This window comes from Kitasatospora sp. NPDC032150, from assembly GCF_055579945.1.
Window position 1 is genome coordinate 139,137 of the sequence record NZ_JBVIMH010000009.1, and the last position, 19,073, is coordinate 158,209.

14 protein-coding genes are annotated in these 19,073 nt (G+C 72.2%); 9 read left to right on the forward strand and 5 right to left on the reverse strand.

Annotated features, from left to right (window positions below; all coding sequences use genetic code 11):
* Nucleotides 1-25 precede the first annotated feature (25 nt).
* The 4 genes from ACZ5ON_RS13660 (at nucleotide 26) to ACZ5ON_RS13675 (ending at nucleotide 7,458) form a co-directional block, all read left to right on the forward strand.
* The gene (locus tag ACZ5ON_RS13660) at nucleotides 26-814 is read left to right on the forward strand and encodes an AAC(3) family N-acetyltransferase (protein WP_465590447.1); all 789 of its coding nucleotides are present in this window, start codon (nucleotides 26-28) and stop codon (nucleotides 812-814) included.
* Between the two features lie 200 nt (nucleotides 815-1,014).
* Nucleotides 1,015-2,379, forward strand: a complete 1,365-nt coding sequence (locus tag ACZ5ON_RS13665; protein WP_465590452.1) for a TIR-like protein FxsC — start codon at nucleotides 1,015-1,017, stop codon at nucleotides 2,377-2,379.
* Nucleotides 2,376-6,398, forward strand: a complete 4,023-nt coding sequence (gene fxsT / locus ACZ5ON_RS13670) for an FxSxx-COOH system tetratricopeptide repeat protein (protein ID WP_465590455.1) — start codon at nucleotides 2,376-2,378, stop codon at nucleotides 6,396-6,398. The genes ACZ5ON_RS13665 and fxsT overlap by 4 nt, the downstream gene beginning before the upstream one ends.
* Before the next feature lie 82 nt (nucleotides 6,399-6,480).
* Nucleotides 6,481-7,458 (forward strand): 2-hydroxyacid dehydrogenase, encoded by a 978-nt coding sequence (locus ACZ5ON_RS13675; RefSeq protein WP_465590458.1) that lies wholly within the window; start codon nucleotides 6,481-6,483, stop codon nucleotides 7,456-7,458.
* A gap of 11 nt (nucleotides 7,459-7,469) precedes the next feature.
* On the opposite strand, the gene ACZ5ON_RS13680 is transcribed toward ACZ5ON_RS13675, so the two are convergent.
* The 3 genes from ACZ5ON_RS13680 to ACZ5ON_RS13690 form a co-directional block, all read right to left on the reverse strand.
* Nucleotides 7,470-8,345, reverse strand: a complete 876-nt coding sequence (locus ACZ5ON_RS13680; protein ID WP_465590462.1) for an alpha/beta fold hydrolase — start codon at nucleotides 8,343-8,345, stop codon at nucleotides 7,470-7,472.
* A gap of 163 nt (nucleotides 8,346-8,508) precedes the next feature.
* Nucleotides 8,509-9,495 carry a DUF4231 domain-containing protein gene (locus ACZ5ON_RS13685; protein ID WP_465590465.1) on the reverse strand — a complete coding sequence of 329 codons (987 nt, stop codon included), beginning with the start codon at nucleotides 9,493-9,495 and terminating at the stop codon, nucleotides 8,509-8,511.
* Nucleotides 9,496-9,602: 107 nt separating this feature from the next.
* Nucleotides 9,603-10,379, reverse strand: coding sequence for a sugar isomerase domain-containing protein (locus ACZ5ON_RS13690; RefSeq protein WP_465590468.1), 777 nt, complete (start codon nucleotides 10,377-10,379; stop codon nucleotides 9,603-9,605).
* 211 nt (nucleotides 10,380-10,590) lie between these two features.
* Here ACZ5ON_RS13690 and ACZ5ON_RS13695 point away from each other — a divergent pair, with 211 nt between their 5' ends.
* A complete protein-coding gene (locus ACZ5ON_RS13695; protein WP_465590471.1) occupies nucleotides 10,591-11,283 on the forward strand; it encodes a metal-dependent transcriptional regulator in 693 nt (230 codons plus the stop codon).
* 679 nt (nucleotides 11,284-11,962) lie between these two features.
* Here ACZ5ON_RS13695 and ACZ5ON_RS13700 read toward each other — a convergent pair.
* Complete coding sequence (locus ACZ5ON_RS13700) at nucleotides 11,963-12,661, reverse strand: bifunctional DNA primase/polymerase (protein ID WP_465590474.1); 699 nt, start codon at nucleotides 12,659-12,661, stop codon at nucleotides 11,963-11,965.
* A gap of 328 nt (nucleotides 12,662-12,989) precedes the next feature.
* Here ACZ5ON_RS13700 and ACZ5ON_RS13705 point away from each other — a divergent pair, with 328 nt between their 5' ends.
* Together ACZ5ON_RS13705 and ACZ5ON_RS13710 are read left to right on the forward strand one after the other, a co-directional pair.
* Nucleotides 12,990-14,366, forward strand: coding sequence for a transcriptional regulator (locus ACZ5ON_RS13705; RefSeq protein ID WP_465590477.1), 1,377 nt, complete (start codon nucleotides 12,990-12,992; stop codon nucleotides 14,364-14,366).
* A 247-nt stretch (nucleotides 14,367-14,613) separates the two neighbouring features.
* Nucleotides 14,614-15,819 carry a hypothetical protein gene (locus ACZ5ON_RS13710; RefSeq protein ID WP_465590480.1) on the forward strand — a complete coding sequence of 402 codons (1,206 nt, stop codon included), beginning with the start codon at nucleotides 14,614-14,616 and terminating at the stop codon, nucleotides 15,817-15,819.
* 125 nt (nucleotides 15,820-15,944) lie between these two features.
* Here the strand turns inward: ACZ5ON_RS13710 and ACZ5ON_RS13715 are convergent, their stop codons facing one another.
* On the reverse strand, nucleotides 15,945-17,258 hold the full coding sequence (locus ACZ5ON_RS13715) for an ABC transporter substrate-binding protein (RefSeq protein WP_465590483.1): 1,314 nt from the start codon (nucleotides 17,256-17,258) through the stop codon (nucleotides 15,945-15,947).
* 185 nt (nucleotides 17,259-17,443) lie between these two features.
* On the opposite strand from ACZ5ON_RS13715, the gene ACZ5ON_RS13720 reads away from it, so the two are divergent.
* The gene (locus tag ACZ5ON_RS13720) at nucleotides 17,444-17,962 is read left to right on the forward strand and encodes an SCO4402 family protein (RefSeq protein WP_465590487.1); all 519 of its coding nucleotides are present in this window, start codon (nucleotides 17,444-17,446) and stop codon (nucleotides 17,960-17,962) included.
* A gap of 220 nt (nucleotides 17,963-18,182) precedes the next feature.
* Complete coding sequence (gene purU, locus ACZ5ON_RS13725) at nucleotides 18,183-19,049, forward strand: formyltetrahydrofolate deformylase (protein WP_465590490.1); 867 nt, start codon at nucleotides 18,183-18,185, stop codon at nucleotides 19,047-19,049.
* Nucleotides 19,050-19,073: the final 24 nt, after the last annotated feature.

Below are 19,073 nucleotides of genomic sequence, written 5' to 3' on the forward strand. Positions count from 1 at the left end.
CCAGGGACGCCAGGGAGGGGCGGCGATGTACGGCGTGGACCGGCTGGCGGAGGACCTGACCAGGCTGGGCGTGGAGCGGGGCGAGACGCTGCTGGTGCAGTCCTCGCTCCGCTCGATCGGCCCGATGGCGGACGGCCCCGGCACCCTGCTGGAGGCGCTGCGGCGGGTGCTGGGCCCCGAGGGCACCCTGGTGGTCTACACGGCGACCCCGGAGAACTCCAACACCTCCCGGCTGGCGCTGGCCCCCACCGACGGGATGACCCCCGAGCAGCGCCGGGCGTACTGGGATGCCAAACCCCCGTTCGACCGCGCCAGGACGCCGACATCGAAGATTCTCGGCCACTTTTCCGAGCTGGTCAGACGCCATCCGGATGCGGTGCGCAGCAGCCATCCGCAGACCTCCTTCGCCGCGCTCGGCCGCCAGGCACTGGAGTTGACGAGACGTCACCGCTGGGCCGGCCACCTGGGGCAGCACTCGCCGGTGCAGAAGCTGTACGACCGGGGGGCCCGCGCCCTGCTGATCGGCGTCCCCGTCTGGTGCTGCACCGCCTTCCATCTCGCCGAGTACCTGCAGGACGACCCGCCGATGCAGCGCTACGGCTGCGTGATCACCGACCCCGGGGGGCGGCGGCGCTGGGTGCACTTCGAGGCCGTCCACCTGCGGGACGAGCACTTCGAACCGATGGCCTCCGCCCTGGAGACGGGTATGCCGAGCCTGCTCTCGGGTACTCTCGGTGATGCGAACTGCCACCTGCTCCGGATCGCCGAGGGAGTGGACGTGGCGGACAAGTTCCTCCGAGACAACCGCAGTTGAATCTCCGCAGTCCAGTCGCCCTGATTGACGGGGGCACGGGCAGTCGACGGGTGTCGCCCTATTCCCTACGGGAAGCCCAGGTTCCTAGACTGACAACCCCTCTGTGGGGGAACGACGTAACTGGGAACCGGACGTAGTACCGACTACGTCCGGTGCGGTACACCACCATCACACACCGGACGGTCTCGGGGGAGGCGCGTGTGTACGACGACCCTGGGGGTTGGGACGAGGACACGGCACGGCCGTACTTCTTCCTCAGCTACGCGCACACTCCGCGTGCGGGTACCAGGGGAGCGGGAGACCCCAACCACTGGGTGAGCAAGCTGTACGAGGACCTCTGCGAGGCCGTGCTCCAGCTCACCGATCTGCCGGAGGGCGCACCGGTCGGATTCATGGACCAGTCCATGCACCAGGGGACGCTGTGGGCGAAACGGCTCTCCCAGGAGCTGGCCACCTGCCGGGTCTTCGTCCCGCTCTACTCCCCGCGCTACTTCAACAGCCTGGCCTGCGGCCAGGAGTGGTACTCCTTCACCCAGCGCCCGGTCTACCCGGAGCGCTCCACCTCGGAGCGGACCAGCGGAATCGTTCCGGTGCTCTGGGTCGCCATGGGGAACTACCAGCTGCCCGAGGTGGCCAGCCAGCTCCAGTTCAACCACAGCAGTTTCGGCCCGGACTACGCCGCCGAGGGGCTGTACGCGCTGATGAAGCTGAGCTACTTCCGCGCCTCGTACGAGCTGGCCGTGCACCGGCTGGCCAAGCGGATCGTGGACGTCGCCGAGGAGACGGTCATCCCGGTCGGGCGGCCGCTGGACTTCCAGTCGCAGCCCAGTGCCTTCAAGGCGCTCGCGCCCACCAAGCAGCTGCGGATCTCGGTGTTCTCCTACCGCCAGTCGGAGCTGCCCCAGGGGCGGAACCCCGACTACTACGGGCCGCGCCGGATCGACTGGCACCCCTACCAGCCGCAGTCCGCACGGCCGTTGGCCGAGCACGCGATGCGGCTGGCCAAGCAGCTGGGCTTCCACCCCAGCATCCACGAGTTCGACCAGGAGGTCGAGGAGATCCTCTCCAACCGGGAGCCCGCCGCACCCGGACTCGTGCTGCTGGACCGCTGGGCGCTGCGGGACGAGGAGCGGCGGGAAATGGTCGCCCGCTTCGACCGCAGCAATCCGCCGTGGGTGAGCGTGCTCGAACCGTGGAACACCTCTGACGCGGACTGCGTCGAGCACGATCAGCCGCTGTCCGAACTGAGTGCGAAGACACTGAAGTTGAAACGACGCGAAGCCAAACCGAGTTTCCAGGAGGACGCCGCGGGACTGGCCACGCTGGAGGACTTCGAGGACGCGCTGCCCCGGGCCGCGATGCGGGCCAAGTACGCCTTCGAGGACCGTTCCAGAAGCGGCCAGGCGAGGTCGGGCGCACCCAAGCCCAGCCTGCGGGAGGCCTTCGGCGGGGAGCCCAGGCCGTGGCGGCCCGGGACGGGGCGCAGCGAGCCGGGCGGTCAGGAGGCGGCCCGTTACGAGGACGGTCCACAGTCGGGGGCCGGTCCAGGGGGAGGAGAGGAATGACCGAGAACCCGACCAGGAACCTCAAGCGGCACGCCCCGGGGGCCTTGGCACCCGCACCCGAGTCACAGGCGAACGAGGACCGGCAGGGCCGGATCGTCACCTTCTACTCGTACAAGGGCGGCACCGGGCGCACCATGGCGCTGGCCAACACGGCCTGGATCCTGGCCGCCAACGGTTTCCGGGTGCTCACCGTCGACTGGGACCTGGAGGCGCCCGGCCTGGCCCGGTTCTTCCACCCGTTCCTCGACCCGGTCGCGCTGGCCGGGACGACCGGGATGATGGACCTGATCACCGAGTACCGGGAGGAGGCGCTGCGCGAGGTCGACCACGTCCCCGGCTGGCACGAGGACTTCGCCCGGGTCCACCCGCACGCCCTCTCGCTCTCCTGGCCGGGCTTCCCGCCCGGCGGCAGCCTGGACTTCCTCTCGGCCGGCCAGCAGAACCGGGACTACTCCGAGTCGGTGGGCCGGCTCGACTGGGACCTGTTCTACGAGCGGTTCGACGGCGGGCTGTTCTTCGACGCGCTGCGCCGGGACATGAGCCGCCGCTACGACTACGTGCTGATCGACAGCCGTACCGGCCTCTCCGACATCGCCGAGATCTGCACCGTGCAGATGCCCGACGACCTGGTGGTCTGCTTCACCCTCAGCGACCAGTCGATCGACGGCGCTTCCAAGATCGCCCAGCACATCAACGACCGGTACCGGGAGCGCGGCATCCGGATCCTGCCGGTGCCGATGCGCATCGACGAGGGCGAGAAGGAGAAGGCCGACGCCGGGCGGGCGCTGGCCAGGCTGCGCTTCGCCGGCCTGCCCGAGGGCCTGGCGGACGAGGAACTCGCCCAGTACTGGGGCTCGGTGGAGGTGCCGTACCGGCCGTTCTACGCCTACGAGGAGATCCTGGCCACCTTCGGGGACCAGGTGGGGACGCCCACCTCGATGCTGGCCGCCTGCGAGCGGATCACCTCGGTGATCACCAGGGGCCGGGTCACCGGGCTGCCTCCGGTGGACGAGGAGGTCCGGCTGCGATTCGTGGACGCCTACACCCGGCGCCGGCCGACCGTCCCGGCCGACCTGTACCTCAGCTACGTGCCCGAGGACCGGATGTGGGCGGACTGGATCGCCGCCGTCCTGGAGAACGCCGGATTCCGGGTGGTGCCGAGGGACCTGGGCGCCGGCGCGGACTCGCGCGCGGAGACCGAGCGGGGCATCGACGCCGCGTTCCGGACGGTCGCGGTGTTCTCGGCCGCCTATCTGCGCTCGCCGCAGGCCCGGGCGCTGTGGGACTCGATGGCCGGCTTCGACCCGGCGGGCACCCGCCGCCAGCTGGTCCCGGTCCGGGTCAGCGACGTCCGCCTCGCCGCGCCGTTCAACAGCCGTAACCCGGTCGACCTGGTCGGCCGCGACGAGGACCAGGCCGCCGCGATCCTGCTGCGCGCGCTGGGCCGGGAGAACGCGGGCGGCGGCGAGGGCAACGGCGGGGCCGTGCCGCGCTTCCCCGGCACCAAGCCCTCGTACTGGTCGGTGCCGCAGCGCAACCCCTCCTTCACCGGGCGCGCCAAGGTCCTGGACGAGCTGCGCGACCAGCTGGTCGGCGGGCCCACGGCGGTGCTGCCCACCCCGCAGACGCTGTACGGGCTCGGCGGCGTCGGCAAGACCCAGCTGGCGCTGGAGTACGCCCATCGGTACATGTCGCACTACGACCTGGTCTGGTGGATCGACGCCGAGCAGACCGAACTGGTCCCCGCCACCCTCGCCGACCTCGCCAACCGGCTGGGCCTGCGGGTGGGCGACAGCGTCAACGAGGCCGCCGAGGCTGCCCGGGAAGCGCTGCGCCGGGGCACCCCGACCTCCCGCTGGCTGCTGATCTTCGACAACGCCGACGAGCCCTCGGAGATCCGCAGGTACTTCCCGGGCGGCTCCGGGCACATCCTGGTGACTTCGCGGAACCAGGCCTGGTCCGGGCAGGCCGGGGTGCTCGGGGTCGACGTCTTCACCCGCGGCGAGAGCATCGAGCACCTGACCCGCCGCACCCGCGGGCTCTCCCGGCAGGACGCCGACCGGGTGGCCGACGCGGTCGGCGACCTGCCGCTGGCCGTCGAGGTGGCGGCCGCCTGGCTGGACACCACCCGCACCCCGGTGGACACCTATGTCGCCCAGCTGCACGCGGAGGCGACCAAGGCGCTCGCGGTCGGCAGGCCCGCCGACTACCCCAGCCAGGTCGGCGCCACCTGGAACGTCTCCATCGCCCGGCTGCGCGAGCAGTCCCCGGCCGCCGTGAGGCTGTTGCAGCTCTGTGCGTTCTTCGCGCCGGAGCCGATCTCGATGGACCTGTTCTACAGCGACCAGATGATCCGTGCCCTGGTCCGCTACGACGAGGACCTCAGCGACACCTTCATGCTCGGCAAGGTGATCCAGGCGGTCGGCCGGTACGCGCTGGCCAAGGTGGACGCGGCCAGCAACAGCTTCCAGGTGCACCGCCTGGTGCAGGCCGTGGTCCGCGCCGAGATGAACGAGGACGACCGGGTGAACGCGATGCACGAGGTGCACCGCATCCTGGTCGGCGCCCGTCCGGTGCTCGGCGACACCGACAACCCGGCCAACTGGCCGCGCTTCGAGAGGATCTGGCCGCACCTCGCGCCCTCCCGGGCCCAGGACTGCGACGAGCGCGAGACCCGCGAACTGCTGATCGACCGCGTCCGCTACCTCTGGAAGCGCACCGACCTCGACCGGGCCCGGGCACTGGCCGAGCAGCTGGACGCCACCTGGGTCGAGCGACTGGGCGGCGAGCGGGACGACATCGAGCGCCGCAACCTGCGCCGGCAGATCCTCAGCCTCAACTTCCAGCTCGCCAACGTGGTCCGCTCGCAGGGCAACTACGCCGACGCGCTGGAGCTCGACGAGGTCACCCTGGCCGGGCAGAAGGAGCTGCTGGGCGAGCACAACCCGTACACCCTGATGACCGCGGGTTCGCTCGGCGCCGACCTGCGGGCACTGGGCCGGTTCCAGGACGCGCTCGACCTCGACCTCGAAACCTACAGCCAGTTCCGGGAGTTGTTCGGCGACGAGAACGCCCGCACCCTCTCGATCGCCAACAACCTGGCGATCGACTACCGCCTGGTCGGCGACAGCGAGGCCGCTCGTGACCTCGACCAGGAGACCTTCGACCGGCGGCTCGCCGTGCTCGGCCCCAGGCACCCGTACACCCTCTCCAGCAAGTCCAACCTGGCCCGCGACCTGCGCGAGGTCGGGGACTACAAGGGTTCGATCGAGCTCCTGCGCGAGGTCACCGAGGAGCTCGCCGACGTCCTCCAGCCCGACCTGCCGGAGAACCTGCGCAACGCCAAGTCCCTTGCGGTGTCGCTGCGCAGGGAGGGCCACCTGAGGGAGGCCAGGCAGCTCACCATGCAGACCTACGAGCGCTACCTGGACCGGTACGGCGCGGAGGCGGCCGACACCCTGGCCTGCGCGCTCAACCTGGCGGCGGACCACTCCGCCTCCGGCGACAAGGAGGCCGCCCGCGACCTCGCCACCACGGTCTACGAGGGCCACCGGCGGCTGTTCGGCGACGAACACCCGTTCACCCTGGCCTGCGAGAACAACCTCGGCATCTACCTGCGCGGCAGCGGCGAGGTCGAGGAGGCGATCCGGCGGGGACGGCACACCGTCGAGGGCCTCCGGCGGGTGCTCGGGCCCGATCATCCCTTCACGCTCAACGCGATGATCAACCTGGCCAACGCGTACGGCGAGGACGGGCAGCTGGCGAGGGCGGAGGAGCTGGAACGGACGGCCTACGCCGGCCTGTGCAACCGGTACAGCCCCGCGCATCCGGACGCCATCGCCTGCGAGGCCAACCTCGGGGTCACCCTGCGCAAGGCGGGGCGGCTGGCCCAGGCCACCGAGCTGCGGGACCACGCGGTGGCCGAACTGATCCGGCTCTTCGGTGAGGAGCACCCCAACACGGTCTCCGCCCGCGGCTGGAAGCGGATCAACCGTGACCTGGAGCCCCAGCCGGTGTGACGCCCTCTCCCCGGGTGGTCGGGTGCGGCCTTCGAGGCGCGCACCCGGCCGCCCCGGGGCGCGGCGTGTACGCTGCCGAGCTGTGACCGAGACCTCGCTGCCGTCCGTACTCGTCACCCGCCGGCTAGCCCCGGGGGTGCTGGAACGGCTCACGCCGTCCTGCGACGTCACCCTGCACGACGACGATCTGCCCATGCCCAGGCCCGAGCTGCTCCGGGCGGTGGCGGGCAGGGCGGCCGTCGTCACCACCCTGGACGACGTGGTGGACGCCGAGTTCCTGGACGCGGCCGGCCCCGGCCTGCGGCTGGTCGCCAACCACGCGGTGGGCACCCACAACGTGGACCTCGCCGCCTGCGCCGAGCGCGGGGTCAGGGTCAGCAACACCCCGGGCGTGCTCACCGAGGCCACCGCCGACATGGCCTGGGCCCTGCTGCTGGCCGCCACCCGCCGGCTCGGCGAGGGCGAGCGCTGGCTGCGCTCCGGACGGCCCTGGGCCTGGGCGCCCAACTTCCTGCTCGGCATGGAGCTGTCCGGGACCCCGCTGGGCATCCTCGGCATGGGCCGGATCGGCCGGGCCGTGGCCCGCCGCGCCGCCGCCTTCGGCATGCCGGTGAGCTACCACAACCGCACCCGGCCGGCCGAGGCCGCCGAGGACGGTCCCCGGTGGCTGCCGCTGGACGAACTGCTGGAGAGCTCACAGGTACTGGTGGTCACCTGCCCGCTCAACGCCGCCACCCGGCACCTGCTCGACGCCGACCGCCTCGCGCGACTGCCCGCCGGGGCGGTGGTGGTGAGCATGACCGCGGGCGTGGTGGACGAGGAGGCGCTGGCGGCCGCCCTGGACTCCGGCGCGCTGTTCGCGGCCGCCGTGGACAACTTCGAGCACGAGCCCGAGGTCCCGGCCGCCCTGCTCGCCCAGGAGCGCGCGGTGCTCGCTCCGCACCTGGGCAGCTCCACCGTGCGCACCCGGCAGGCCATGGGCGGCCTCGCCGTCGACAACGTCCTCGCCGTCCTCTCGGGGGCCGCACCGCTCACACCGGTGCAGGCCGTTCGGAGTTAGCGCGGGCGCCGTCAACTGGCGGGCCCGGCCGCCCATTTCATCTCCTCCGCCATCACCCGCAGGGCCCCGAAGTGGGCGGCGCCGGGCTCCAGGTAGAGCTCGGCGCCCGGGATGTGGTCGGCGAGCCACTGGGAGTGCTCGACCGGGGAGAACTGGTCGTCGGCGCCGTGCCAGAGCCTGGCCGGGACGGTGATGTCCTCCACCTTGAAGCCCCAGTCGGTGGTGAAGGCCAGCACGTCGTCGATCCAGCCGTACGCGCCGTACCTGAACGCCTCCCGGTAAGTGCTCAGCAGCATCCGGCGGATGCCGGCATCGGAGACCAGCGTCCGGTCCGCGGGGGAGAGCTCGGGGACCAGACCCCTGATCAGGGCGACCGGGTCGTCCTTGATCTTCCGGGACCTGACCTGGAAGGCGTCCACGAAGCGGTGCGGGCCGCGCTCGACCTCGCTGTACGCGCGCCGGTTGGCCTCGGTCATCGCGGCGTACCAGTCGAGCCCCTCGGCGTGCCGGGGGGCCAGGCAGACCAGCACCGAGACCCTGGTCACCCGGTCCGGCAGCAGCGCCGCGCAGGCCAGCGCGTGCGGGCCGCCGCCGGAGCGGCCGAGCACGGCGAACTCGTCGATGCCCAGCGCGTCGGCGATGACCGCCACGTCGGCGGCCGCCGAGCCCACCCGGCGGCCGGGCAGCCGGGTGGAGTCGCCGTACCCGGGGCGGTCGAAGGAGATCAGCCGTACGCCCAGCCGGTACAGCACGGAGGCGCGTGGCAGCGGGCCGACCCGGCTGCCGGGTGTGCCGTGCAGCAGGAAGACCGGACGGCCCTGCATGTCTCCGTGGGTGTCCACCGCCAGTCTGCGGCCGTCGGGGGCCTGGACCAGGAGTTCCGCCACTCGGTCTCTCCTTCGTCAGGGGGTAGTGATCCTTGACGCGCCTGAAGGGTGAGGGAGTTCGGCGCGGAGGATCTCCCGTCCACGGCGACCGGCGCCGCTGGACCGCGTCGTACCGTGTCGTCGGGAACGTCCATGTCCGGTACATGCCCGCTGCGGGGGTCGGTCACCCCGCCACATCCAGGTTCCGGACCTCCCGGCGGGCCTGCCAGGTGGTGTGCTCCCGCGAGATCGCGTCCTCGGCGTCCCTGGCGAGCCGCGCCCAGATCTCCTCGGCCTCGCCGGAGTTGAGGTTGAGCCTGCCCAACTGGGCCTCGATAACCGCGAGTTCGGAGGCCGCCAGGGAGTACGCGGCCGCCTGCGGCCGGTACTGGCGAAGCTGGGCCCACGCGGCGATCGAGGCGGCGACGGCGGAGACCGTGCCGAGCGCGTCGTAGCTGAAGTACCCCAGCGCACGCAGTACCGCCAGTCCGAGGCCCAGCAGCGGCAGTGCGATGCCGAACAGGCTGGTCCAGCGGCTGGCGGCGGCGCACTGCCTGGCCTTGGTGTTGTACCAGTCGCGCTGGGTCTGCACCCGCTCGCGCAGGTAGACCTCGCGGCGGATCACCAGCGGCTGCTCGCGCAGCGCCACCATGGTCTCGGTGATCTGCGGGTGGCGGGCCGGCCGCCCGTCCGCCGGTCCGCGCCAGGCAGACAGTTCGGCCTGCACCCGGTCGAACTGCGGGATCGCCCGGCCGGCACCGAACTGGCCGATGATGCCGCCGAGTTGCGCGTCGTACAGCAGCTCGGCATCCGGCAGGGCACGCGGCGGCGGCTGGTAGGCGTCGGCGCGGACGGCGTACTTCCAGGAGAGCGTCTTGACCGACTCGGCGGCTGCCCGGCCCTCGTACCAGAGGCCCTGCGGGTTCTGGCGGCCGATCACCGCGGCCAGGGCGACGGTGCACAGGTAGGCGAAGGCCGCGAGCCAGGCCCAGAGCGTGCCGTCCGCCGAGCCCGCGGCGGCCGCCGCGACCAGCAGCAGCAACTCCCACCGGGAGAGCGCGACGGCACGGCGCTGCCCCTGCAGCGAGGAGGAGTCGGCCGTCCAGAACAGTCCGGGCAGCAGGTCGCGCTCCTCGTAACGCCGGTTCGACCGCCCTGACCTCGCTGCCATGTCGGCCCCCACTGCCACTTCGCCGTGTCATCAGCAGGTACCTACTGCCCCGGTGGCGAGTCGGGTACGCGTCACGTCCGGCCAATCTCCGGACACAGCACACCAGTTCAGGCCGCCGGGCCGGGCTTGCCGGGCGGGTAGGCGTAGTAGATCCGGTCGGCGTTCTCGGCCATCATCCGGGCGTTCCACTCGGTGCCGCCGTCCACGTTGCCGGAGCGGAACAGCGGCGGGGCGATGCCCCGGTCGGCGAGCTTGCCGATCGCCGAGGCCACCACGGCCTGCAGCAGCGCACTGGTCACGACGGTGGAGACGGACCCGAAGGCGGTCCCGACCCCGGGATGCGACAGCTCCCCGTCGCCGACCGCGACCTTGCTGTCCAGCACCACGTCGCAGTGGTCCTTGAGGTACGTCCCGGACGGGTGCTGCGAGGAGACCTCGCCCGGGTAGGCCAACGAGGTGACCCCGATCACCCGCAGTCCGCGCGCCCTGGCGTGCTGCGCCAGCTCGACCGGCATCACCTGGCGCCCGGAGAGCGAGATGACGAAGACGAGGTCGCCTTCGCGGGCGGGGGTGAGGTCGAGGGTGGCCGGAGCCAGGCCGGAGACCCGCTCCAGCGCGCTGCCGAGCGGCGCGGGCATCACGCTGACCCCGATCACGCCGGGTACGTTCAGCAGGTTGACCACCGCGAGTCCGCCGGCCCGGTAGACCACGTCCTGGGCCGGCAGCGAGGAGTGCCCGGCGCCGAAGGTGAGGATCCGCCGTCCCCCGGCCACCGCGTCGGCCAGCAGCGACGCGGCCCGCTCGATGTTCCCGGACTCCTCGGTGCGGACTCGCTGCAGGTGGGCCACCGCGGCATCGAAGTACTGCCCGACCAGGTCGCTCATCAGATCTCCGTACCGTGCTGTGCGGCCGGGACGGTCCGGACCGCAGTTCGGGAAAGGCAATGGCGAAAGCTACGGCGAGCACCGTGCGGCCTGCGGCGGCCCGCTGTCAACAGGGACGAAATGCCCGGGGCGCAGGGGCCGAGCGGCTCTGGTAGTCGGCGCGGTACGTCAGAATTGGCGGTGAGGACACCGATGAACGGAGCCGGCTGCGATGTCTGGGCTGATCGACACCACTGAGATGTACCTTCGGACCATCCTGGAGCTGGAGGAGGAAGGCATCACCCCGATGCGCGCCAGGATCGCGGAGCGGCTGGAGCAGAGCGGTCCCACCGTGAGCCAGACCGTGGGCCGGATGGAGCGCGACGGCCTGCTCCGGGTCGCCGGCGACCGGCATCTCGAACTGACCGAGGAGGGCCGCCGGCTCGCCGTCCGGGTCATGCGCAAGCACCGCATCGCCGAGTGCCTGCTGGTGGACGTGATCGGCCTGGAGTGGGAGCAGGTGCACGAGGAGGCCTGCCGCTGGGAGCACGTGATGAGCGAGACGGTGGAGCGCAAGGTGCTCGCGATGCTCGGCCACCCCACCCAGTCCCCGTACGGCAACCCGATCCCCGGCCTGGACGAGCTCGGTGACGCCAAGGCCGAGGGCGAGGGCTTCGACGCCGCCCTGGTCACCCTGGACGCGGTGCAGCCGGGCGAGAGCGGGACGACCGTGGTCGTCCGCCGGATCGGCGAGCCGATCCAGACCGACGAGGGCCTGATGCGTACGCTGCGCCGCGCCGGGGTCCGTCCGGGTGCCACCGTCCAGGTCGCGGCCGGGGTCGGCGGTCTGCTGGTCGGCACCGGCGAGAGCCCGGCCGAACTGGGCAAGGACATCACGGCGCACGTCTTCGTCACCCAGTCCTGAGCCGCCGGGCCGCCCGTGAGGCCTGCCCGGCCGAAATGACCTGCTCGACCGGAGAGGTGTGCCCGGCCGGTGATGCGCGTCCGGCCGGAAGGACCTGCCGGCCGCGGCCCGTGGGCAGGCCCGCGCGAGGGTGCTCCGCACAACGCCGACGGGCCCGGTGCATCCCCGTGCACCGGGCCCGTCGGCCCCTCCCAGCCCTCCCCGCTTCCCTCCCCGGCCCCCCGGCCCGTGCCATCCGACCACCCCGAGCGCGATCGGTGCCACGACCCCCCGGCTTCCTCCCCGTTCACCGCGCTCGGCTTCCCCGTCCGAGCGCCCTCCCCGGTGTCCCCCGGTCCCTGCTGCCCCGATCCCCGTAGCCCCGCGACGGCCCCTGTGCGTGGCTCGGGTTTCCTGTTGCTCGCCACCCTCCTGACTGTCTCGCCGACCGCCCCTCTCGACGCAATTCCTCCCCTCGGCAGATCACCGCAATCCTTGAGCGGTGTCACTCGTACGAGGGGCTTTCACCTCTGACGATCGGGTACACCGGTCTTTTATCCGCACATGCGTCTGACGGGCCCCGTCTCCGGTGGGAGACAAGGCCCGCCAGGTGCGCGCGTGGTGTCGCGCAGCGCCGCCCTTCACCCGATAGGACCAGGGCGGTGGTCGGGGTACGGCCGGTCGGCCGTCCGGGGCGGGCTCAGCGGGCCGCCACCGGCTGGGTCAGCGTCGCGCCCGCGAGCGCGGTACCACCCCGCCCGCAGGCGTACGCGAGCGGGCTGATCAGCTCGGTGGCGTCCGGCAGCCAGCGGTTCAGCGCGGACGGCGGCCGGGCCCACTGGGCGAACCGGTACGGGCCGACCCGGGAGGGCGGGGCGACGATGAAGTCGCCCTCGCCGCGCGCCGTCAGGTCGAGCCGGCCCGGCGTCCAGCCGAGCTTGCGCAGCAGCTCCGGCAGCTTGCTCTGCACCCCGGGCAGCACCAGGAAGTGCAGCCGCCGCCCGAGCTGCCCGGCCGCCGCCGGTACGGCCACCACCGGGCCCAGCTGCAGACCCATCCGCTCCATCCGGGCCAGTGCCAGGCAGCCGGCCACCTCGGGGACGTCCAGCACGTCGAAGGCGCTCCCGGTGGGCAGCAGGATCGAGGCCGACGGGGTCTCCGTCCACCAGCGTCTGACCACCCCCGGGCCGGCGCTGGCCTTGCGGCGCCAGTCGGCGTCGGTGGGATGTGCGCCGGGGAACGCGCAGTCGAGGTCGCCGCACGAGCAGCGCGCCGGGCCGTCCCCCTCGATCAGCCAGGTGCCGGAGGCGACTTCCCAGTGCCGCTCCTCGGCGTATCGCACGGCTTCGACGAGCAGTTGGGGCGGCTCCTGCTCCTGGGTTCCTGGGGTGTCTTCCACGCGGTGCTCAACTACGGTCCGTGAATGGGGTTACGGCTGGGGCCCAGGTGGTCAGCGAGCCGGATGCGATGTCACCCGTATCGGTGAGGTGCGCCAACCCCGTTAGGGCGCAGTGCAGTCGAACGGGGGTCGCGCCGGGCGCAGCAGGGGGCGCACAGGGGCATTTGGCAGGGCGCGCGGGGAGTGGGTTCGTCACCGTGGGTATCCCGCAGGTGTTGCTGATCGCTAATCTGGGGTCAGAAGCCTTAACCGGTCGGCACTTCGGCACCAGAGCATGCAGAATCGTCGCCCGCCGGTCAGCGCCGGGGGGCGTGGGGAGGCGAAACCCATGGCCGCGAGACCACTTGTCGCACGACAGCCCAACGAGCGCTTGCAGCAGCTGATCCAGGAGGCGAGCTGCTCGAACGCCGGGCTTGCCCGCCGGGTGAACCTCTGCGGCGCCGAGCACGGCCTCGACCTGCGCTACGACAAGACCTCGGTCGCCCGTTGGCTGCGCGGCCAGCAGCCGCGCGGCCAGGCGCCCGCCGTGATCGCCGAGGCGCTGGGCCGCAAGCTCGGCCGGAGCGTCACGGTGGACGAGATCGGCATGGCCGACGGCAAGAACCTCAGCTCCGGTGTGGGGTTGCAGTTCGCGCCCACCCTGAGCGCCGCCCTGGAGCAGGTCTGCGAGCTCTGGCGCAGCGACGTCGGCCGCCGCGAGTTCCTGGCCGGGGCGACGGTGGCCGCCTCCGCGCTGGTCGAGCCCAGCCGGGACTGGCTGATCACCCCGCCGGATCCGGTGGTGGCCCGCACCGGCGGTCCCCGGGTCGGCCCGGCCGATGTGGCGGCGATCCGGGCGACCACCCAGATGCTGGTCGAGCTGGACCACCGTTTCGGCAGCGGCCATGTCCGCCCGGTGGTGGTGCACTACCTCAACTCCGTGGTCTCCGGCCTGATCGGCGGTGCGTACCGGGAGGAGACGGGCCGCCAGCTGTTCGCCGCGGTCGCCCGACTCACCGAACTGGCGGGCTACATGGCGGTGGACACCGGCCAACCCGGCCTCGCCCAGCGGTACTACATCCAGGCGCTGCGGCTGGCCCAGGCTGCGGACGACCGAGGGTACGGCGGCTATGTGCTCGCCGCCTCGATGAGTCACCTGGCGGCGACGCTCGGCAATCCGCGTGAGATCGCCCAACTCGCCCGCGCGGCACAGGAGGGCGCCCGTACGGTGGCCACCCCGACTGCGATGGCGATGTTCTACGCGGCGGAGGCCAGGGGGCACGCACTGCTCGGCGACGCCCGCTCCTGCGAGGCGGTGGCCGCCAAGGCACTGGCCGCGATGGAGCAGCGCAACCCGGAGGACGACCCCGACTGGATCGTCCACTTCGACGAGGCCTACCTGGCCGACGAGCTGGCGCACTGTCACCGGGACTTGGAGCAGGCCGCGCAGGCCGAGCGCTACGCCCGTACCGCGCTCGAACTCCACCCGCCGACCCGGGTCCGGCGCCGCGCGGTGGACTTGGTGCTGCTGGCGACCGCCCAGCTCCAGCAGCGCGAGGTCGAGCGGGCCTGCGAGACCGGCGCGCAGGCGGTGCGGCTGCTCAGCGGGCTGCGGTCGAACCGGGGCGTGGAGTACCTGGACGACTTCCGCCGCAGGCTGGAACCGTACCGGGACAACCGGGTGGTCCGGGAGTTCCAGGCCAGGGTCGACGTGGAGGCAGCGTGAGAGAAGACCGGCCCGCGTAGTCACCCGTGCCGGCGAACAGGTAGCGTGGGCCCGATATTCGGCGTTGGAGCGCCGTCGCAGACGTCGCGCGACGCGCCGAGTAGTCGTGGTCCGCCGTCAGCGAGCGCGCGGAAGAACCGAGGAAGGCCCGGGTGCAGACGCGGTTTCGACGGTTCGGGCGGCAGGACGCCGCCCGGCTGTCGCCTGCCCGCGCGTGCCGGGTGCCGCACACAGGTGAGGAATCGCGTTGAGCCAGCGCCGCTCGTACTCCAGCTCCAACGACTTCAACCTGGACGATCTGTTCCGGCCCGAGCCTGCCGGTGCCCAGGGCGCCATGCCGCCGCAGCAGCAGGACGTGCCGACAGAGCAGTTCCAGGGTGGTCCCGAGTACCTCGGCGGGGCCCCGCACCAGGCCGCCCCGCACCAGGCCGTCCCGCAGCCGCCGGCCGACGCGGCCGCGGCCACGCAGTACCTGCCGCCGTACCCGGCCGGCGAGCCGGCGGCCGGTGCCGGCCTGCCCCAGCAGCCGCTGCCGGGCCAGGCGGCGATGCCGGGCCAGCCCTCGTACGGCGGGCAGCAGTCCTTCGGGGGCCAGCAGCAGTTCGGCGCCGAGCAGCTCGCCGGGCAGCAGACCATGGCCGCGGGCATGCCCTCGTACGGCGGGCAGCAGTCCTTCGGCGGCCAGCAGCAGTCCTTCGGGGGCCAGCAGCAGTTCGGGGCGCCGCAGCAGCCGTACGGCAGTGCGCCCGCACAGAGCTTTCCGAGTGCGCCCCCGGCGTACGCTCCGGGCGCGGAGGACGGGGGTCGCCGCCCTTCCAACAAGCTGCTGATCGGCGGTGCGGCCGTCGGCGGTCTGGCGGTGGTGGGCATCGTGGCCGGCCTGATGATGAGCGGTGGCGGCGGCAAGACGAACAACGCCGGTGCCGCCAAGACGACGTCGGTCACCAAGACCACCGTGAGCAACGCACCGAGCCCGGCCGCCTCCGGCGGTTCGGCGGCCGACCCGCAGCTGCAGGCCCAGGCGCAGGCGGTCTCCGACCTGCTGGGCAAGGCCAGTGCCAGCCGTCAGGCCGTGATCGCCGCGGTGGCCGCCGTCAACAAGTGCCAGCAGCTGCCGGAGTCGCAGCAGGCGCTCACCCAGGCCGCCGCCCAGCGGGACCAGCTGATCGCCGGGCTGAGCGGCCTGAAGGTCGACAAGCTCCCGAGCGGCGCCCAGCTGATCGAGCAGTTGCAGAAGGCCTGGCAGGCGTCGGCCACCGCGGACCGCGAGTACGCGGGCTGGGCCGGTGACTCGATCGCCAGCTGCGACCCGTCCAAGCAGGACGACCCGCACCTCAAGGCGGCCAACGACGCCAGCGGTACGGCCAGCACAGCCAAGGGCCAGGCCTCGACCCTCTGGAACGCCATCGCCACCCAGACCAGCCTGCCCACCAAGAGCACCAGCGAACTCTGAGGCCGGCAGGCCGTTCCAGAGCGGTCGCCCGGGCGTGATGAGCCCTCCCGAGCCCTGGGACGGTGAGGGCGGGAGCGGCTTCCCCGTGTCCGGGGGCTGCCGCCCGGCCGGTGCGGTCCGCCGGCTCAGGCCGGCGGCTTGCCGCCGACGAGGACCCAGCGGACGTCGACGAAGCCCGGGCGCGGCTCGGTCAGGCGGCCGTCCTTGACCTGCTGGTAGGTGACCGAGGTGTTCACCAGGCGGGGCGAGTCCGCGCTGGGCAGCATGCTGGTCATGCCCCAGTCGAGGGGCGGGGTGGCGCCGGCGGTATCGATCGGCTCGCCGCTGTCCAGGACGTTGCGGAGCGCCTTCGGGGTGAGCGGCTTCCCGCCGCCGACCCGCTCGGCGGCCTGCCGGACGACCTCGTACGCGACCCAGGTGGTCTGCACCCCGGGATCGGACACGTCGATGGGGGTGTCGCTGCTGCCGTAGTCGTGCACGGTGGTCCGCAGCGCGTCCCAGACGTGCGAACTCTCGGGCGGGTACCAGCCGGTGGCGTAGGCGCCGCCGAGCGGTCCGCCGTCACCGCCGGTGGAGTCGACCACCGACTGCTGGAAGCTGCCGATCACCGAGGCCAGCACGGTGTTCTTGGGCCCGAGCCGCCGGTACGGATCGAGCAGGTTGGAGGTGGCCTCCACACCGAGCGCGCTGGTGATGCAGTCGCCCGGCCGGTCCGCGCCGATGGCCTTGGCGGCGATGGCCGCGTAGTCGCTGGACTGCTCGGGCGCGCGGAGGTCGATCAGCTTGACCTTGGCGGGTGCCAGGGCTCCGGCGAGGTAGCCCAGCAGGGTGTCGCCGGCCCGGGTGTCGGGCCGGATCAGGGTGACGGTCCTGCAGCCGACCTCGACCAGCTGGAGCCCGCTGCCCGCGATCAGCGCCGGGGTGCCGCCGTCCACGGGATAGGAGAGCGGGCTGCTGAACTCCGGGGTGGAGAGCCCGTATCCGCCGATGTACGGGATGCCGGCGGCCTCCAGTACGGGGACGAAGCTGCCGCCGAACTGGCTGTACGAGCCCACCACGGCGGTGGCGTGGGCACTGACGGCCTGCCGGGCGCAGGCGGTGGCGCCGTCGGCGGTGTTGTGCTCGTTGCAGGTCAGGATGGTGACCTGGTGCCCGGCCAGGCCGCCCTTGGCGTTGAGTTCGCGGCCGATCGCCTGGGCCAGCGCGGTCATGCCGGGCCGGTCGGCGGCGCCGGTGTCGGCCGGTGCCCAGGTCATCAGGGTCACCTGGCGGTCGGCGGTCGCGGCGGCATCGGCGTGATCGCCGCAGGCCGAGGTGGCGAGCAGCGCGGGCAACAGCGCGACGGTCGCGGCGAGCGCCCCCATGGTGCGCTGGCGGGTGCGTACGGGTTGTCCGACGTCGGTCGAGTGCCGCTGACCGGGCTTTCCACTCGGTGCCATGATGGTGCCCCTCCCGGGGTTTCCTGGGCGTACGGCCGCTCAAGCCTCGACCCGGCCGGGTGCAGGAAAAGGTCCGTCGGGAGAACGGCAGACCAATGGAGTGGGAACTCCGGGGGCGATCCTGGGATGACGCGTGTAGAGCTCATGTGGATGGCTAACGGTGGGGGAACGTACGATCGTTGCCCATGTCCGCCAGTTCAGATTCCTCGTACCGGTCTGCCCGAACCACTTCTCGTGGCGGGCACCGTTCAAGCACGATGGGCGGCATGCCGCTCAACGACCTGCCCTGGTGGCGCTGGCGCGCCCGCCTCCGCTCCGCGCTGCACATGCTCTCCGACCCCGCCTTCCAGCAGCAGACCTGGCTGGCCGGGCACAGTGGCTACGGCGATGTGACCGACGCCGTGTACCGCCTGGTCGAGGACACCTGGCTGGACCGCTGGTCGGCAGAGAAGTACGTCGGCACGATATTCCGGGACGGCACCGAGGCGGCACTGGTGGACCACGCGGTGCTCCGGGTGCTGCGCATCCTGCACGCCGTCGGCGCGGACGCCCCCGCCGCGAGTTACCTGAGCCACCCGGACTGGCCGGAGGCGGTGCGGGCGGCGCGGGAGGCGCACGTGGTGCTCGCGACGAGCGACGGGGAGGACCCGGACGCGGCGCCGCGCTCGTTGGAGGTGCTCCGGATCCTGACGAAGATCGGGTGAAGTCCCGGTGGCGCGGGTCCCGCTCGCCCGGCCCGGACCAGCCCGCTGCGGCCGCGCTCCGGTCTGGGCGGTTCCCCGCGCCACTCCTGGCCCGGAATCCCCCCCGGGCTCGTCCGGCGACGGCGCGTTCCGGATGCCGGGCAGTGCGGCGAGCGGTGTCCGGTATGTGACACCCTGGACCGCCTGCGCACCCATCGACCTCAGGACGGGAATCCCCACCGTGGAACAGCCGCCGGCCAGCACCCAGTACGTCCTCACGCTGTCCTGCCCCGACAAGCAGGGGATCGTGCACGCGGTCTCCAGCTACCTCTTCATGACCGGCTGCAACATCATCGACAGCCAGCAGTTCGGCGACGGCGACAGCGGACTGTTCTTCATGCGGGTGCACTTCTCCGCCGAGCAGCCGGTCAACACGGAGAAGCTGCGGGCCAGTTTCGCCGCGATCGGCGCCTCGTTCCGGATGGACTGGCAGATCCACCCGACCGACGAGCGGATGCGCGTCATCCTGATGGTCAGCAAGTTCGGCCACTGCCTGAACGACCTGCTGTTCCGGACCCGGATCGGCGCGCTGCCGATCGAGATCGCGGCGGTGGTCTCCAACCACACCGACTTCCGCGAACTCACCGAGTCGTACGGCATCCCGTTCCACCACGTCCCGGTCACCAAGGAGACCAAGCCCGAGGCCGAGCAGCAGCTGCTCGACCTGGTCGCGGCGGAGAAGGTGGACCTGGTCGTGCTGGCCCGTTACATGCAGGTGCTCTCGGACGACCTGTGCAAGGCGCTGTCCGGCCGCGTGATCAACATCCACCACTCCTTCCTGCCGAGCTTCAAGGGCGCCAAGCCGTACCACCAGGCGCACACCCGGGGTGTGAAGCTGATCGGTGCCACCGCGCACTACGTCACCGCGGACCTGGACGAGGGCCCGATCATCGAGCAGGAGGTGGCCCGGGTCACCCACGACGTGACGCCGGACCAGCTGGTGGCGCTCGGCCGGGACGTCGAGTGCCAGGCGCTGGCCCGTGCGGTGAAGTGGCACAGCGAGCGGCGGGTGCTGCTGAACGGCACTCGTACCGTCGTCTTCGGCTAGGCAGTTCGCGCCCCCGGTGGACGC

Excerpts from the sequence above, each read along its gene's own strand:
- ACZ5ON_RS13660 (WP_465590447.1), top strand. The coding sequence starts at position 26 with ATGTACGGCGTGGACCGGCTGGCGGAGGACCTGACCAGGCTGGGCGTG.
- fxsT (WP_465590455.1), top strand. The coding sequence starts at position 2,376 with ATGACCGAGAACCCGACCAGGAACCTCAAGCGGCACGCCCCGGGGGCC.
- ACZ5ON_RS13685 (WP_465590465.1), bottom strand. The coding sequence starts at position 9,495 with ATGGCAGCGAGGTCAGGGCGGTCGAACCGGCGTTACGAGGAGCGCGAC.
- ACZ5ON_RS13690 (WP_465590468.1), bottom strand. The coding sequence starts at position 10,379 with ATGAGCGACCTGGTCGGGCAGTACTTCGATGCCGCGGTGGCCCACCTG.
- ACZ5ON_RS13695 (WP_465590471.1), top strand. The coding sequence starts at position 10,591 with ATGTCTGGGCTGATCGACACCACTGAGATGTACCTTCGGACCATCCTG.
- ACZ5ON_RS13705 (WP_465590477.1), top strand. The coding sequence starts at position 12,990 with ATGGCCGCGAGACCACTTGTCGCACGACAGCCCAACGAGCGCTTGCAG.
- ACZ5ON_RS13715 (WP_465590483.1), bottom strand. The coding sequence starts at position 17,258 with ATGGCACCGAGTGGAAAGCCCGGTCAGCGGCACTCGACCGACGTCGGA.
- ACZ5ON_RS13720 (WP_465590487.1), top strand. The coding sequence starts at position 17,444 with ATGTCCGCCAGTTCAGATTCCTCGTACCGGTCTGCCCGAACCACTTCT.